This window comes from Pseudophaeobacter leonis, assembly GCF_002087335.1.
Classification (GTDB): Bacteria; Pseudomonadota; Alphaproteobacteria; order Rhodobacterales; family Rhodobacteraceae; genus Pseudophaeobacter; species Pseudophaeobacter leonis.
Genome location: NZ_MWVJ01000008.1, coordinates 101778 through 116651 on the forward strand (window position 1 = coordinate 101778; position 14874 = coordinate 116651).

At 57.5% G+C, this 14874-nt stretch carries 9 protein-coding genes and 5 pseudogenes; 8 read left to right on the top strand and 6 right to left on the bottom strand.

Annotation, left to right across the window (positions count from 1 at the left end):
• Nucleotides 1–11: 11 nt before the first annotated feature.
• Nucleotides 12–2633, bottom strand: coding sequence for a DNA mismatch repair protein MutS (gene mutS, locus B4968_RS04040; RefSeq protein WP_173907529.1), 2622 nt, complete (start codon nt 2631–2633; stop codon nt 12–14).
• Between the two features lie 165 nt (nt 2634–2798).
• On the opposite strand from mutS, the pseudogene B4968_RS25070 reads away from it, so the two are divergent.
• Nucleotides 2799–5055 (top strand): annotated as a pseudogene (locus B4968_RS25070) (NADP-dependent malic enzyme).
• 5 nt (nt 5056–5060) lie between these two features.
• A pseudogene (locus B4968_RS04050) lies at nt 5061–5934 on the top strand (ribokinase).
• A gap of 51 nt (nt 5935–5985) precedes the next feature.
• On the opposite strand, the gene msrA reads toward B4968_RS04050, so the two are convergent.
• Nucleotides 5986–6663, bottom strand: coding sequence for a peptide-methionine (S)-S-oxide reductase MsrA (gene msrA, locus B4968_RS04055; protein ID WP_083096906.1), 678 nt, complete (start codon nt 6661–6663; stop codon nt 5986–5988).
• 141 nt (nt 6664–6804) lie between these two features.
• Between msrA and B4968_RS04060 the strand changes: the two genes are divergently transcribed.
• A complete protein-coding gene (locus B4968_RS04060) occupies nt 6805–7713 on the top strand; it encodes a D-amino acid aminotransferase (protein ID WP_083096909.1) in 909 nt (302 codons plus the stop codon).
• The gene (locus tag B4968_RS04065) at nt 7713–8426 is read left to right on the top strand and encodes a sulfotransferase-like domain-containing protein (RefSeq protein WP_083096848.1); all 714 of its coding nucleotides are present in this window, start codon (nt 7713–7715) and stop codon (nt 8424–8426) included. Before B4968_RS04060 ends, B4968_RS04065 begins: the two co-directional genes overlap by 1 nt.
• Before the next feature lie 75 nt (nt 8427–8501).
• On the opposite strand, the pseudogene B4968_RS04070 reads toward B4968_RS04065, so the two are convergent.
• The 3 pseudogenes from B4968_RS04070 to B4968_RS04080 all read right to left on the bottom strand — a co-directional run bounded on the left by B4968_RS04070 (nt 8502) and on the right by B4968_RS04080 (nt 10593).
• A pseudogene (locus B4968_RS04070) lies at nt 8502–8785 on the bottom strand (SCP2 sterol-binding domain-containing protein).
• 126 nt (nt 8786–8911) lie between these two features.
• Nucleotides 8912–9270: pseudogene (locus B4968_RS04075) on the bottom strand (DUF1810 family protein).
• A 95-nt stretch (nt 9271–9365) separates the two neighbouring features.
• Nucleotides 9366–10593, bottom strand: a pseudogene (locus tag B4968_RS04080) (argininosuccinate synthase).
• A 136-nt stretch (nt 10594–10729) separates the two neighbouring features.
• On the opposite strand from B4968_RS04080, the gene B4968_RS04085 reads away from it, so the two are divergent.
• From B4968_RS04085 to ilvA, 3 genes are all read left to right on the top strand, one after another.
• Nucleotides 10730–11020, top strand: coding sequence for a hypothetical protein (locus B4968_RS04085; RefSeq protein WP_083096851.1), 291 nt, complete (start codon nt 10730–10732; stop codon nt 11018–11020).
• Nucleotides 10959–11498 (top strand): hypothetical protein, encoded by a 540-nt coding sequence (locus B4968_RS04090; RefSeq protein ID WP_139792565.1) that lies wholly within the window; start codon nt 10959–10961, stop codon nt 11496–11498. The genes B4968_RS04085 and B4968_RS04090 overlap by 62 nt, the downstream gene beginning before the upstream one ends.
• A 71-nt stretch (nt 11499–11569) precedes the next feature.
• Nucleotides 11570–12808, top strand: a complete 1239-nt coding sequence (gene ilvA / locus B4968_RS04095; protein ID WP_083096856.1) for a threonine ammonia-lyase IlvA — start codon at nt 11570–11572, stop codon at nt 12806–12808.
• A 183-nt stretch (nt 12809–12991) separates the two neighbouring features.
• Here the strand turns inward: ilvA and B4968_RS04100 are convergent, their stop codons facing one another.
• The gene (locus B4968_RS04100) at nt 12992–13315 is read right to left on the bottom strand and encodes an Hpt domain-containing protein (protein ID WP_083096858.1); all 324 of its coding nucleotides are present in this window, start codon (nt 13313–13315) and stop codon (nt 12992–12994) included.
• A gap of 172 nt (nt 13316–13487) precedes the next feature.
• On the opposite strand from B4968_RS04100, the gene B4968_RS04105 reads away from it, so the two are divergent.
• Nucleotides 13488–14759: a PP2C family protein-serine/threonine phosphatase gene (locus B4968_RS04105; protein ID WP_083096859.1), complete on the top strand. Its 1272-nt coding sequence runs from the start codon at nt 13488–13490 to the stop codon at nt 14757–14759.
• The last annotated feature ends 115 nt before the right edge of the window (nt 14760–14874 follow it).

Below are 14874 nucleotides of genomic sequence, written 5' to 3' on the forward strand. Positions count from 1 at the left end.
CCGCCTGTTTTTTATTCTGTGGCCGCGTCTTTTAGCTTGTAGAGAAGATCAAGTGCTTCACGTGGGGTGAGCTCGTCCGGGTGGATGCCACCAAGCAGCTCTTCCAGCGGTGAGGGGCCTGCCGCTGGTTTTGGTTGTGGCGGTGGGGCGGCGGCAAACAGCGGCAGATCGTCGATCTGGATTTTTGCGCCTGCGCCCTCGCGGCTGCCTTTCTCAAGAATGTCGAGCACATCACGGGCGCGGGCCACCACACTGGCAGGCAGGCCGGCCAGCTGCGCCACCTGTACCCCGTAGGAGCGGTCAGCGGCCCCTTTTTTGACCTCATGCAGAAAAATCACGTCGCCTTCCCATTCCTTTACCGTGACGGTGGCGTTTTCCACGCCTGCCAGTTTGTTCGAAAGCTGGGTCAGCTCGTGGTAATGGGTGGCAAACAGGGCGCGCGATTGGTTGACTTCGTGCAGGTGTTCCAATGTGGCCCAGGCGATAGACAGCCCGTCATAGGTGGCCGTGCCACGGCCGATTTCATCCAGAATGACCAGGGCACGATCATCGGCCTGGTTGAGGATCGCTGCGGTTTCCACCATTTCAACCATAAAGGTTGAGCGCCCGCGGGCCAGATCGTCGGAGGCGCCAACGCGGCTGAACAATTGGCTGACCAAACCGATATGGGCGGCTTCTGCCGGCACATAGCTGCCCATCTGCGCCAGCAGCGCGATCAGGGCGTTCTGGCGTAGAAAGGTCGATTTACCCGCCATGTTGGGACCGGTCAAAAGCCAGACTGCGGCGCCTTTGGTGGCGCTCAGATCGCAGTCATTGGCCACAAATCTGTCGCCGCCTTGTTGTCGCAGCGCGCGTTCGACCACCGGATGGCGTCCGCCTTCGATCTGAAAGGCGCGAGAGTTGTCGACGCGGGGCCGGGCCCAGTTTTCGCCACGTGCCAGATCTGCAAGGGCGCTGAGAAGATCCAGCTCTGCAAGGCCCCGCGCGGCACCATTTAGACGGGCTGCCTGGTCCAGGATTGCGCTTGAAAGTACGGAATAGAGCCGTTTTTCGATCTCGAGGGCGCGATTGCCAGAGTTCAGGATCCGAGTCTCAATTTCGCTGAGCTCTACCGTGGTGAAGCGCACCTGATTTGCGGTGGTTTGACGGTGGATATATTTTTCCGATAGCGGCGCCGACAGCATCTTATCTGCATGGGTTGCCGTGGTCTCGATGAAATAGCCCAGTACATTGTTGTGTTTGATCTTGAGCGAGGCGATGCCGGTATGAGCAGCATAATCCTGTTGCATTGCAGCAATGACCGAGCGCCCCTCGTCGCGCAGGGTGCGGGCCTCGTCGAGTTCATCATCATAGCCGGCGGCAATAAAGCCACCATCACGGGCCAAAAGCGGTGGCTCGGCCACCAGGGCAGCGTCGAGCAGATCCAGCAGGCTGTCAAAATCAGTAAGGTCTTTGCTTGCCTCGGAAATAAGCGGCGGCAGGTCCTCACGCGCGTTACGCGCGGCGATGGCGCTGGCCTGTTCCAACCCGTTGCGGATGGCGGCGAGATCACGGGGGCCGCCCCGGTCCAGCGCCAGTCGCGACAGGGCGCGATCCAGATCGGGGGTTTGGCGCAGGGCACTGCGCATCTCTTCGCAGAGCTGGTCGCGTTCCACCGCAAAATCAAGGGCGGCCAGCCGTGCGTTGATCACATCCAGATTTCGCGAGGGGCTTGAAAGCCGCTGCTCTAGCAGACGCGCGCCGCCCGGCGTGACGGTGCGATCTATCACCGCCAAGAGTGATCCGGCCCGCGCACCGGAAAGGGAGCGTGTGAGCTCCAAGCTTGCCCGCGTTGAGGCATCAATCTGTACAACACGGTCCTCAGATTCCTGTACAGGGTGCTGCAACAGCGGCAATTTGCCCTTTTGGGTGATCTCAAGATAGTCGATCAGCGCGCCCATGGCCGAGACCTCGGCGCGGCTGAAGGTGCCAAACCCATCCAGAGCGCCCACGGCAAACAGGTTGCAGATCCGCTTTTCGGCCGCCGTGCTGTCAAAGCTTGCTTTGCCCAGCGGGGTCAGGGGGATTTTGTACTCATCGGCCAGCGCGGCGGCTGCCTCATAGGGCGCGCCCTCGGCCACGATCAGTTCTGACGGCGCAAGTCGGGCGAGTTCTGGCGACAGGCGCACCCGGCTGATCGGCATCACGTGAAACGCGCCGGTCGAGATATCGGCCCAGGCCAGGGCAGCGTCATCGCGCAGCTCGGAGTAGGAGACCAGGAAATTGTGCCGCCGCGCCTCAAGCAGAGAGTCCTCGGTCAGGGTGCCGGGGGTGACCAGACGCACCACGTCGCGTTTGACCACGGATTTGCCACCGCGTTTTTTGGCTTCGGCCGGGGTTTCCAGCTGCTCGCCCACCGCGACGCGAAACCCCTTGCGGATCAAGGTCAGCAGATAGCCTTCGGCCGCATGAAAGGGCACGCCGCACATGGGGATGTCCTGATCGTTGTGTTTGCCGCGTTTGGTGAGGGCAATATCCAGCGCTTCGGCGGCGTTGACCGCATCGTCAAAGAACATCTCGTAAAAGTCGCCCATCCGATAGAACAGCAGCGCATCCGGATATTGTGCCTTGATGTCGAGGTATTGCGCCATCATGGGCGTGACTGTGGCCAAAAGAGGTCTCCGCATATCGGGGTAGGTTTTGCGTCGCGACCATACAACCCGCCAGCCTGCGGCGAAAGGTGAAAACGCATACCCGTTGTGGCAACTCCCCGGCTGGGCTATGAAGTTCCAGCCCCCATAGAAAGATCGACAGAACAGATGCCCAAAGCGAAGATAACCGACCAAGAAGCCCTCGCCTTTCACCTGGATCCTTCGCCGGGTAAATGGGAGATCAATGCCACCGTTCCGATGACGACGCAGCGCGATTTGTCGCTGGCCTATTCGCCAGGCGTTGCGGTGCCTTGCGAGGCTATCGCGGCCAGTCCCGAGACCGCCTATGACTATACCAACAAGGGCAACCTTGTTGCGGTGATCTCGAACGGCACTGCGGTTTTGGGTCTTGGCAATCTGGGCGCGCTGGCGTCAAAGCCGGTGATGGAGGGGAAATCCGTTCTCTTCAAACGGTTTGGCCGATGTGAATTCGATTGATATCGAGCTGGATACTGAAGATCCAGATGAGATTATCAATGCGGTGCGCCTGATGGGGCCGACATTTGGCGGCATCAACCTCGAAGACATCAAGGCGCCAGAGTGTTTCATCATTGAGCAAAGGCTCAAGGAAGAGATGGATATTCCGGTCTTCCACGATGACCAGCACGGCACGGCTGTGATCTGTGCTGCCGGGTTGATCAACGCGCTGCATATCTCGGGCAAAAAAATCGAAGATGTGCGCATTGTTCTGAACGGCGCCGGGGCCGCTGGCATCGCCTGTATTGAGCTGCTCAAACGTATGGGCGCACGGCACGAGAACTGCATCATCTGTGATACCAAAGGCGTGATTTATCAGGGTCGTACCGAGGGTATGAACCAGTGGAAATCGGCGCATGCCATTCCGACTGAACTGCGCAGCCTCGAAGAGGCCATGGAGGGTGCCGATGTGTTTCTTGGCGTCTCTGTCAAAGGGGCCGTGACCCAGGATATGGTCCTCAAGATGGCGGATAATCCGGTGATCTTTGCCATGGCAAACCCCGATCCCGAGATCACTCCGGAACAGGCGCATGAGGTGCGCGTTGATGCCATTGTCGCCACTGGGCGTTCGGATTATCCCAACCAGGTCAATAACGTGCTGGGTTTTCCCTATCTGTTCCGCGGTGCGCTGGACATCCATGCCCGCGCCATCAATGACGAGATGAAAATCGCCTGTGCCCATGCGCTTGCCGCTCTGGCGCGTGAGGATGTGCCGGATGAGGTGGCGCTGGCCTATGGCAAATCGCTGACCTTTGGCCGCGACTACATCATTCCGACGCCGTTTGACCCGCGCCTGATCCACCGCATCCCGCCGGCTGTTGCCAAGGCTGGCATGGATCCCGGCGCGCCCCGTCGTCCTATCATTGATATGGAGGCCTATGAGGTGGGCCTAAAAGGGCGGATGGACCCAACCGCCTCTATCCTGCGCGGTCTCAATGCGCGGGCGCGGTCGGCGCAAAGCCGGATGATCTTTGCCGAGGGCGATGATCCACGGGTGCTGCGGGCTGCCGTCAATTATCAGCGCTCCGGCTTTGGCAAGGCGCTGGTTGTCGGACGTAGTGAGGATGTCAAAGAAAAGCTGCAAGCCTCCGGTCTTGGCGATGCGGTGCGCGAGTTGGATATTGTCAACGCTGCCAACACCTCGCATTTTGATGTCTATAAGGACTTTTTGTACAAACGCCTGCAGCGCAAAGGCTTTGATCGCAAGGACGTTCACCGGCTTGTTGGCCGCGACCGCCATGTTTTCTCTGCCCTGATGCTGGCCCATGGACATGGTGACGGTCTGGTGACAGGGGCGACCCGCAAATCGGCGCATATTCTGGACCAGATCAATCATGTGTTTGATGCTGACCGCATTCATGGCGCGGCCGGCGTGACGGCCTTGCTGCACAAGGGGCGCATCGTGCTGATTGGCGACACATTGGTGCATGAATGGCCGGATGAGAACGATCTTGCCAATATTGCCGAGCGCGCCGCAGGCGTTGCCCGTCACATGGGACTTGAGCCACGGGTGGCCTTTGTCAGCTTCTCGACCTTTGGCTATCCGGTCTCTGAGCGGGCGGAAAAGATGCATCTGGCGCCGGCTGTGCTGGACAAACGCGGGGTGGATTTTGAATATGAGGGTGAGATGACCGTCGATGTGGCCCTGAATGCCGCCGCACAAGAGGCCTATCCCTTCCAGCGTCTCAGCGGTCCGGCCAATATCCTGATTGTTCCGGCGCGGCACTCGGCCTCAATCTCGGTCAAGCTGATGCAGGAAATGGGCGGCGCCACGGTTGTTGGCCCGATCCTGTCTGGTGTCGACAAGTCGATCCAGATCTGTTCGACCACCTCGACCGCCAATGACGTGCTGAATATGGCGGTGCTGGCTGCCCGCGGTATCGGGTAATCAGCATGGCGATCTGGAATCTGGGGTCAATCAATGCGGATATGGTTTACACCATGCCGCATCTGCCCGTGGCTGGTGAGACCCTGGCCGCGACGGGGTTGGACCAGTTTCTGGGCGGCAAGGGGGCCAATATGTCGGTCGCCGCCGCCCGCGCCGGATCACGCGTGCATCACATCGGGGCCGTTGGTCCCGAGGGAGGCTGGGCTGTGGCCCGGCTGATGGAATACGGCGTCGATACCCGACGCATTGCCACCCTGGACCTGCCGACAGGGCATGCCATCATCGCGGTGGATCACAGGGGTGAAAACCAGATCATCCTTTTTCCGGGCGCCAACCGGGCCATCACACGCGATCAGGTTGGCCAGGCGCTGTGCGAGGCCAATGCCGGCGACATTCTGGTGCTGCAGAACGAAACCAACATGCAGGCCGAGGCGGCTGAGATCGCGCGCCATCTCGGGCTCAGGGTTGCCTATGCCGCGGCCCCGTTTGAGGCGGCAGCGGTGCAGGCGGGTTTTGCCCTTTTTGGATTTTTTTGTTCCTGAACGAGGTTGAGGCGCAGCAGCTCCAGCAGGCGACCGGTAAAGCACCCGAAGAGCTGGGTGTGGCGCATGTCATTGTCACGCTGGGTGCGCGCGGCGCGCGGTACTTCAATGGCGAGACGGGCGACAGCCTTGATATTCCGGCCTTACCGGGACGCCGGTTGATACCACCGGTGCGGGCGATACATTCACCGGCTATGTTTTACCCGGGATAGATCGAGGCCTGCCAATGCCGCAGGCGATGGCACAGGCGGCGCGGGCAGGGGCCTTGATGGTCATGCGCCACGGCACCGCTGATGTGATCCCCGACCTCAAAGAGGTGCAAGACGCGCGGTTCTGATCTCCGCGCGCTTGCAGGATCACGGTCTCTTTTGGCTGAAGAGACAGACGATCAGTGCCCCTTGGCAAAGGGGGCTGCATCCCCCCAAAGCTGGGCCACCCGCGCATCGCGGCCGCAGGCCTTGCGGTAGCGTTTATAGGCTGCGGCCTGGCGTTTTGGTCCAAACCGGGTAAACACCAGCTTGCTGCCTTTATAGTAGTCCTGATGGTAGTCTTCGGCACGGTAAAAGACCGTGGCCGCCAAAACGGGCGTGACGATTTTTTGCCCCAGATCTTTTTGTGCTTTGGTCAAAGCCTGCTCTGCAAGAGCTTTTTCACCTTTGTTAGAGACAAAAATGGCGGTGCGGTATGTGTCGCCGCGATCGCAAAACTGTCCACCTGCATCCGTGGGGACAACCGAGCGCAGGAACATATCCAGCAATTGCGCGCGACCTATTTGTTTGGGGTCAAAAGTGATTTCGACGGCCTCGTAATGTCCTGTGCCCCCTTTGCCCACATCCCCATAGGTCGGGTTGCTGTTTGTGCCGCCAGTATAGCCAGACAGGGCTTCAATCACGCCGGGCACGGATTCGAAATCGCTCTCGACACACCAGAAACATCCGCCAGCCACCGTCAGCGTTTCAATGTTCTGTGCTTCGGCGCTGTGGCTGCGCAGAAGCAGGGCTACGACCATGAATGTGGTCAGCGCAATGGGCTTGGCAATGGGCTTGAGTCTGTCCAGAATCTTCATGATGGCCTCCGTTTTCACTACTCTGCTGCGCCCTGGCTCCCGGCTCAATGCCATGACATCGAATGTCACGGGGAGGTGAGCGCAAGTTACCGCTTGGAAATTGGATCCAATCCTTCTAGCGTGCGGCAAAAGGAGCATCCCATGACCGAGAAAATGAGCACGCATCAGGCGACTGAAGATCAGCGCAACGAAGAAATCCTGATCTATCTCAATGGCAAGATCGTGCCCAAGGCCGAGGCGACGGTGAGCGTCTATGACAGTGGGTTCATGCTGGGCGATGGGGTCTGGGAAGGGCTGGGGCTGTACAACGGTACCTGGGCCTTTATCGATGAACATCTGGACCGTTTGTTCGAGGCGGCAAAGGCGATAGATCTGGATATCGGTTTGGACCGAGAGGGCGTTAAAGACGCTGTGTTAGAGACACAAAAGGCCAATGGTATGAGTACGGATGCCCATGCGCGACTGATGCTGACGCGGGGGGTGAAAACACGACCCTTTCAGCATCCTTCGCTGTCGCAGCAGGGCCCGACCATGGTGATCATCATGGAGCATTCCAAACCCAATCTGCCGCGCCCTATTCGCCTCGCGACGGTGCCGCATCTGCGGGGGTTGCCAATGACGCAGGACCCAAAGCTGAACTCGCACTCGAAACTGAACTGTATTCTTGCCTGTATCGCCGCTGAAAAGGCCGGTGCCGATGAGGGGCTGATGCTGGACGTAAATGGCATTGGGAACACCACCAATGCCTGCAACTTTTTCATCGTGCGCAAAGGGGCTGTTTGGACCTCGACCGGGGATTATTGCATGAACGGCATCACGCGCCAAAAGGTCATCTATCTGTGTCGCGCCAATGGTATCCCAGTATTTGAGCGCAACTACTCGCTGGTCGACACCTATGGCGCAGATGAAGCCTTTTTGACCGGCACCTTTGGCGCGCAGACCCCTGTGGGGGATATTGATGGACGTCAGATCGGCAGTGGCGAGATGGGCCCCATGACCAAGCGCATTCGTGCACTTTATAAGGCCATGATAGAAGCGGAGTGTGTCTGATGCGGATTGCAATGTGGTCCGGACCACGGAATCTTTCGACTGCAATGATGTATGGCTTTGGCAATCGCGGCGACTGTGCCGTAGTGGACGAGCCCTTTTATGCCGCCTACCTGGCAATGACGGGGTTCGAGCATCCGATGCGAGAGGAGATCCTGGACAGTCAGTCGCAGGATCCAAACACCGTCGCAGAGGCTCTGTTGGGGCCGGTGCCGGCAGCCAAGCCCTATTTTTACCAAAAACACATGACCCAGCACATGATAGATGGCGTGCCGCGTGACTGGATGCGAGAGGTCAGCAATGTGTTCCTGATCCGCCACCCGGCGCGCGTTATCGCGTCTTACGCGGCCAAACGCGAAAACCCTGTGCTGGATGACATCGGGTTTCGCCAACAGGCAGAGCTTTATGATCTGTGCTGCAGTTGGGGGCAGTCGCCGGTGGTGGTGGACAGTCATGACATCCGCGATGACCCCGCAACCAAGCTGGAACAGCTGTGCGAGGCGGTTGGCATGCCCCCGTCGCCAAAGATGACCAGCTGGCCAAAGGGTGGCCATGTGAATGATGGTGTCTGGGCTTCGGTCTGGTACGGGGCAGTGTGGAACTCAACCGGTTTTGCCGGACCGGAAGGGCCGCTGCCAGAGGTGCCGGAGGTGCTGTTGCCGGTGCTGGAGGCCGCCATGCCTTTTTATCAGGCACTGAAGGGGAAAAAAATCTAGCTGGTGCAGTTGGGGGCTTTGGCCCCCCGCGCCAAAGGCGCTCCCCCCAAGGTATTTTTGGCAAGATGAAGCGTGTTAGCCGATCAGCTTGCCCAGTTTCATGGCGGTCGCCATATCGCCTGAGATCTTGAGCTTGCCCGTCATCACCCCCGTCATCGGGTTGAGCTTGCCTGTCAGCAGTTTTACCAGATTGTCCTGCACAGTTTGATGGTGCAGTCGGTGTCGTGATCCGTGGTGCTGGCTGTGCCATCTGCCAGGATGATGACGCCATCGTCACCGCAGTCAAATTTCAGCGAGCCATCAAAGCTTTTGCCCTGCAACCCGTCGGAGATGCCCTTGGCAATGTCTTGCAGTGTCATCGTTGCTGTTCCCTTGCGCTATTGCACCTTGGGGTAGGTCGCCGCGCGACAGCTGGCAAGCCTGACGAGGCGGCAAGTGCACGATGTATGGTGAAAAGGCCCTATAGCAGAGCCTGATCTGTCCGTTTACGTGAGGGCCTGAAGAGTAACGTCGCAGGGTGTGGCCGCAAAGAACGTCGCCAGCACTTCGGCAAAGATATCTGGAGCCCCGGGAACCGTGGCAAACAATGTCATTGAGGAGCGCAGTTTTTTGGCATCAGTCGCACCCAGAATAGTGGCCGCCTCTTGTGACTGATGGGAGAGCATCAGCGCGCTGACCTCTACCAGTCGGGCCCGCAGGATGCAATGGCCAAGATAGGCCGTGGCCTCGGAGAGATCTTCGATGCCATAGAGTTGCGCCATATGCGACTGGCCAAGCTCTGCCAGTTGCGGAAAGACGACCACATCCAGTGGCCCGTCTTTTTACCCGCGGTAAGCTCTGCCAGGACATCCGACCAAACGGTGTCCTGGGCCTCAACAAACATCTCCAGCTCTTCCTCGAAGTCGTCCTCGAAATCGCCGTCTATGTCGTCAAACTCGCTCATTTTTTCAACCGGCGCTCGCGGGCGGCCAGCAGTTTTAGCCGCAGCGCGTTGAGCTGAATAAAGCCCGCAGCATCTGTCTGATCATAGGCGCCGGCATCGTCTTCAAAGGTCACATGCGCCTCGGAGTAGAGCGAGTGATCCGACCAGCGACCAACGCAGGTGGCAGAACCTTTGTAGAGCTTCAGACGCACAAAGCCGGTGACATGGGTCTGGCTGGCGTCAATGGCGGCTTGCAGCATTTCGCGCTCGGGTGAATACCAAAACCCGTTGTAGATCAGCTCTGCGTATTGCGGCATCAGCTGGTCTTTCAGGTGCATCGCCCCACGGTCCATGGTGATGCTCTCGATACCGCGATGGGCCTCAAGCAGCAGGGTGCCGCCGGGGGTCTCGTAGATGCCGCGCGATTTCATGCCCACAAAGCGACCTTCAACAAGGTCAAGACCGACCGCAGCCGTGTTTGCCGCCGTACTCGTTCAGCTTGGTCAGGATCGTTGCAGGCGACATGGCCTCGCCATTGATCGAGACCGCGTCGCCTTTTTCAAAGCCGACTTCGATGTATTCGGGCGTGTCGGGCGCATCTTCCGGGTTCACCGAGCGCTGGTAGACGTAGTCGGGCGCCATGACGGCGGGGTCTTCCAGCACTTTGCCCTCGGAGGAGGTGTGCAGCAGGTTGGCATCGACCGAGAAAGGCGCTTCGCCGCGCTTATCCTTGGCGACGGGGATCTGGTGCGCCTCGGCGAATTCCAGCAGGCGGGTCCGTGAGGTCAGATCCCATTCGCGCCAGGGCGCGATCACCTTGATGTCGGGGTTCAGCGCATAGGCTGCCAGCTCAAAGCGCACCTGATCGTTGCCCTTGCCGGTGGCGCCATGCGCAACCGCATCGGCCCCAACGGCCTCGGCGATCTCAACAAGACGTTTGGAGATCAGCGGACGCGCGATCGAGGTGCCCAGCAGGTAGAGGCCCTCATAGACCGCATTGGCGCGGAACATCGGGAATACAAAGTCACGCACGAACTCTTCGCGGACGTCTTCGATGTAGATGTTTTCGGGCTTGATGCCGAGCATCTCAGCCTTCTTGCGGGCGGGCTCCAGCTCTTCACCCTGGCCGAGGTCGGCGGTGAAGGTGACAACTTCGCAGCCATATTCGGTCTGCAGCCACTTCAGGATGATTGAGGTATCAAGGCCACCGGAATAGGCCAGCACAACTTTCTTGGGCGCGGACATAGAATTTCCTCTCAGTCAGATCGAGTGGGCGATACCGGGTTTCAACCGCGAGGGCAAGGTTTAGCGGGGTTTTCCTTTATGGCCTACTCGCATAGCTTGTACCCGAGATCGCTGTATCACGTTGGAGAGAAATTGGATGAAATCCTGGTCTATTTTTGCGCATTCCTTTGGAATGGTCTTTCGAAACTTTCGGCAGGCCTTGCAGATTGGAGTTGTCCCGGTCCTGCTGACTTTTGCTGTCGTCTTTGCACTGCTTTCTCTTTTGGGCGTTTCTTTGTCCAGTTTTCTGAATGATGAGGAAGCCATGGACCTTCTGGTACAAACCAACTCAGGGGCCCTATTTTTGGGGCTTCCTTGGGGTCTCGTTGATCATTGCGATCATGATGCTGTGGATCGTTGTTTCCTGGCACCGGTTTGTCCTGCTTGAGGAATACCCACAGGGATGGGTTCCTCCGTTCCGTTTTGATCGTGTTCTGTCCTACTTCGGGCATGGTTGTCTGTTGGGCATTCTGATGATGGTTGCCATGATTCCTGGATTTCTGATTGTGGTGGTTCTGGGGTCCGGCGCTCCGGTATTAGGAGGAGCCGTTTTCTTTGTTCTGATGGTCACGATTGTGGTCGGGTTATACCGTTTGGTTCCAATTTTGCCTGCTGCGGCGATTGGTAAGCCGCTGACACTAAAAGAGTCGTGGTCCGCAACAGCTGGTGAAACCGGAACCTTTCTGGGGCTGATGTTTATTGGGTTTCTGTTCCAGATGGCGCTCAATATTTTTGCGGCTCTCTTCATGCTCATTCCATTTGTGGGAGTTATTTTAGTCTATTTGGTGTTGCTGGTTATGTCCCTGGTAAATGTCAGCATCCTGACCACTTTGTATGGGCACTACATCGAAGAACGTCCGATCTAGCCTGATATTCTTGAATATGCGTTGGTCTTGCCCTCTTGTCTTGGGGCAAGACTTGCGCCACTCAATACCACATGAGCGATCCAAACACCCCTTTTAGAACCGCCGCCCGCGCTGCCGAAGAGGCGATGCGCGATGTGTTTCCTGCCACACCCCTGCAGCGCAATGTGCATCTGTCCGAGCGGTTTGAGGCTGATATCTACCTCAAACGCGAGGACCTGAGCCCGGTGCGGTCCTATAAAATCCGGGGTGCCTTTAATGCGATGCGCAAACAGCCCGGCCAAGAGCTGTTTGTCTGTGCCTCTGCCGGCAACCACGCGCAGGGTGTGGCCTTTATGTGTAAACATATGGGGGTCAAAGGCGTGATCTTTATGCCGGTGACCACACCGCAGCAAAAGATCCAGAAAACCCGGATCTTTGGCGGCGAGAACATCGAGATCCATCTGACTGGCGACTATTTTGATGACACGCTGGCCGCGGCGCAGGACTGGTGCGCGCGCGAAGGCGGGCATTTCCTGTCGCCTTTTGATGATTGGGATGTGATCGAGGGACAAAGCTCTATTGCGGTCGAGATCGAGGCGCAGCTGGGGCGGCTGCCGGACCATGTCATCCTGCCGGTGGGCGGCGGCGGCATGTCAGCGGGGGTCACCAGCTGGTTCGCAGGTGCGGTGCATTGTCTCTATGTGGAACCCGAAGGCGGTGCCTGCCTGCGTGCTGCCCTAAAGGCAGGCCGACCTGTGTCGCTGGACAAGGTTGATACCTTTGTCGACGGCGCGGCTGTTGGTCGGCTGGGCGAGCGCCCTTTTGAGTTGCTGAAACATATTCCGCTGCCGGATGTCATCGCCCTGGCTGAGGATCGTGTCTGCTCGACAATGATCGAAATGCTGAATGTTGAGGGAATCGTTCTGGAACCCGCAGGCGCCCTGGCTGTTGAGGCGCTGGGCGATGTGCGCTCATGGATTCGCGGCAAGACGGTTGTCTGCGTCACATCCGGCGGAAATTTTGATTTTGAGCGCCTGCCAGAGGTGAAAGAGCGGGCACTGAGATATTCGGGTGTAAAAAAATATTTTCTGCTACGTCTGCCGCAGCGACCCGGCGCGCTGAAAGAGTTTCTTGGTATTTTGGGGCCCGAGGACGATATCGCCCGATTCGAATATCTGAAAAAGTCGGCGCGCAATTTTGGCTCTGTGCTGATCGGGATCGAGACCAAGCGGCCTGAGAATTTTTCGGATCTTTTTGCGCGGCTGGATGCAGCTGGGATGTCCTACACGGACATAACGAATGATGAGACCCTGGCGCAGTTCCTGATCTGACTCTTGCGGCGCAGGATATATCTGGAAGAAGCCCGGTGCATCTGCCAATCAGGGCTGCGCAGGATTAGCACAGGCGCATAGCGTTCCGCCTGGACCGCATCTCAGCAGGGGAGGAAGTCAGGGCGTTTAAAATAAGGCATTGATAATAATATTGTTTTATACTTTTTCGGCGTTTTCAAGGTGTCAGTTGAGACTGGGAAGCTCTGCCAGAAAGGCCACTTTTGAGCTTTCAAACTGGTCCAGAATTTCTGGAACATTGACGTTTTCTGCCTGGCCTTCTGCTGATTTGCGTTCGCCAACAAGGCAGAGCTTTGAGAAATCATCAAAGCCCAGGTTCATGGCGCTGCCCTTCAGAAAGTGCAGGTCCTGCTCCAGTTGCCCGCAGTCACCAGACCGCAGTTTTACGATTACTTCTTCGACTTCTTCGAGGAAAAGATCTACGACTTCACCAAAATCCTCTGCGCCGATTTCATCTCTCAGCTCTTTTACCCGAGGCCAATCTATCATTGCAGTGTCCCTATTTTCCGTCACTTAGAGACGTAGTCATAGTTTGAATGTAGTAAATTTATGGTAAAAAACAGGCGACAATACAATTTGTTACGTTCATATCCTTTTAAAGGTCTGCCCTGATAGTGTCATTTGAAGCGCGAGCATTAAGATTTTTAAAGAGGGGCCAAGGGTGCTGCCAGACAGTTCACTGGACAATGAGGGACAGGCCATGAGCGGGTCGATCAACCGGGTGTTGGTTGTTGACGACAGCCGTTTGCAGCGCCGTATCCTTGTCGCCTCTTTGCAAAAGTGGGGGTTTGACGTTGTTGAGGCGGACAGCGGCGAGGCTGCCATGGAGATCTGTCGGCAGGAACCACCAGACCTTATTCTCAGCGACTGGATGATGCCCGGAATGAACGGGTTAGAGTTTTGCCACGCCTTTCGTGAGCAATCCAAGGATAATTACGCCTATTTTATTCTTCTGACCTCCAAGAGCGAGAAGAACGAAGTTGCCGAAGGGCTTGATGCCGGCGCCGATGATTTCCTGACCAAGCCTGTGAGCTCGGATGAGCTGCGCGCGCGCATTTCTGCGGGCGAGCGCATCCTGCGAATGCAGCGGGAACTGTCTGAGAAGAACCGCATTGTTTCTGATACTCTGGACGAGTTGCAGAGCGTCTATGATGCCATCGACAAAGATCTCATTCAGGCCCGTAAAATTCAGGAATCGCTGGTTCCTGAACTGTCCAAAGATTTTGGATCGTCCACTGTCAGCTTGCTGCTGAAACCCTGTGGCCACATCGGTGGCGATCTGGTCGGGATGTTCAGCCCGGGGGTAAACCGGGTTGGCTTTTATTCCATTGATGTGTCCGGGCATGGCATTACCTCAGCGATGATGACCGCCCGGCTGGGCGGGTATCTGTCTTCTGCCTACTTTGATCAGAACGTCGGGATGGAGCAGCGCTTCAACCGTTTCTATGCGCTGCGGCATCCGGAAGAGGTTGCCCGCATGCTGAATGCCCGTTTGATCGCGGATACCGGCATCGAAGAATACTTCACAATGGCCTATTGCATCATTGATCTGCGCAGTGGCGTGTTGAAAATGGTGCAGGCCGGGCATCCGCATCCGTTGCTGCTGCGCCGGGATGGCAGTGTTGAGTTTCTGGGCAAAGGCGGCGTTCCGATCGGTCTGGTGCCGGATATTGGCTATAGCCAGGAAGAGGCGATTCTCCAAAAAGGTGACCGGCTGTTGCTGTATTCCGATGGCTTCACCGAAGCACGGCTGGAAAATGGCGAGATGCTGGAGCCCGAGGGGCTGTTGAAACTTATTGCCAAGTGCGATTCGCGCCAAAGTGGCAAGGAATTCCTGGACGACCTGTACTGGAATCTCACCCAGATCATGTCACAGGAGTATGGCTTGGAAGATGACGTCTCGGCGACCCTGTTCGAATACGAAGGCCCCTGAGGAAACCCTGCGATACCTGGGTGGATTGCGGTTTTTTAGCCTAGAGCGCGGGGCTCCCGCCAATCGTAAGATTATCAAAGATAATCCACTCTTGTTGGGCCCGGCAGCCCGCTAA